This window comes from Sphingomonas antarctica (assembly GCF_965137005.1).
Lineage (GTDB): Bacteria > Pseudomonadota > Alphaproteobacteria > Sphingomonadales > Sphingomonadaceae > Sphingomonas_O > Sphingomonas_O antarctica.
In genome coordinates, this window is the sequence record NZ_CBCRXM010000045.1 from 1 (window position 1) to 1,114 (window position 1,114).

2 protein-coding genes are annotated in these 1,114 nt (G+C 59.2%); one reads left to right on the forward strand and one right to left on the reverse strand.

The window, feature by feature from the left end; translation table 11 throughout:
- On the forward strand, positions 1 to 183 hold a 183-nt coding region (locus ACM9ME_RS15390), incomplete at its 5' end, for a helix-turn-helix domain-containing protein (protein ID WP_415644339.1).
- Here the strand turns inward: ACM9ME_RS15390 and ACM9ME_RS15395 are convergent.
- Positions 180 to 1,114: CRISPR-associated endonuclease Cas1 (locus tag ACM9ME_RS15395; protein WP_415644340.1), on the reverse strand; the 935-nt coding region annotated here is incomplete at its 5' end. The genes ACM9ME_RS15390 and ACM9ME_RS15395 overlap by 4 nt on opposite strands.

The window sequence follows — 1,114 nt, forward strand, 5'->3', positions numbered from 1 at the left end:
TTCGATAGCGGCGTGGACCGATCTTACGTCGGCGGCGTCGAGCGCGGCACGGAAAATCCAAGCGTTGATGTGCTCGACAAGTTGGCGACGGCGCTTGGCGTTCCGCTTGCGTCACTATTCGGCGAAATCGACGGCGGGGCGATCAGCGGCTTGAAACGCGGTCGCAAACCAGCTTCTGGCTAGACGACTAGTTGCGCCACCGCCCGCGCCAACTGAGGTGACAACCGGCAAACCCCGTCCTTCCGCAATATGAAATCAGCAACCGCAAATTGGCGCGACGCGGCGAATGCCAAAACAGCCGCATCCACTTTGGGGCGCTCAGGCTCGATCAGGTCAAACGCATAGGCGGCGTTGCCCTTCTTGCCGTGGTGGAAAATTCCCAGTCGAATGTCATAGCCTTCGGCAATCGCTTGTATCTGCAACCCGCATTGCCGCACGGCATAGGCGTAGTTCAACATCGCATTGATCGGATGCGACGCCGCATAATTGGTTGGTTTCAAGCCCGATTTGGCGAGTGAGCTTCGCGTCTCGAAACGCTGCCAGTTTGGCGGCACATCGCCACGCCCGGTCCAACTCAGCTCTAGACCTTCCCATGCGAGGAAGTAGCAACTGGCGCATTGACCTTCGATCCCACGAATGTCGTTTACGGTGGCGAATCTGCCAGCTCGCAAGTCGCCAATGGCTGCATCGTGCTTCGCCACTGCCAAATCGCGTTTGCGTGACGCCGGGACATGATCCGCTAGGACTGCGACACACCCGTTCAGCTTTCGCGCGATCAAATCAGTCGCAAACGTAAGCCGATCGGGCTCACTTGCGCGCATCCGATTTTGCCACTCGATTTTGGCGGGGTCGCCAGCAAAGCCGGTGCCGCTGGCAATCGCCGCGACTTCGCCCGTCCACGATACACGCGCAAGCGCGACGCCTTGCTCGGTGCACCATGAAATCACGGCAAATGACAACGTGCCGCTGCCATCCAAAACGATGATGCGTGTCGGCGTGTCGCGATGGCCGGGATAGAGGCGATGCTTGGCTTGCTGTTGCGGATAATGGGTGAAGCCATCGCGGATAACGAGTGCACCGCTTTCCACCCTCAGCGACACGCCATGACCGCATA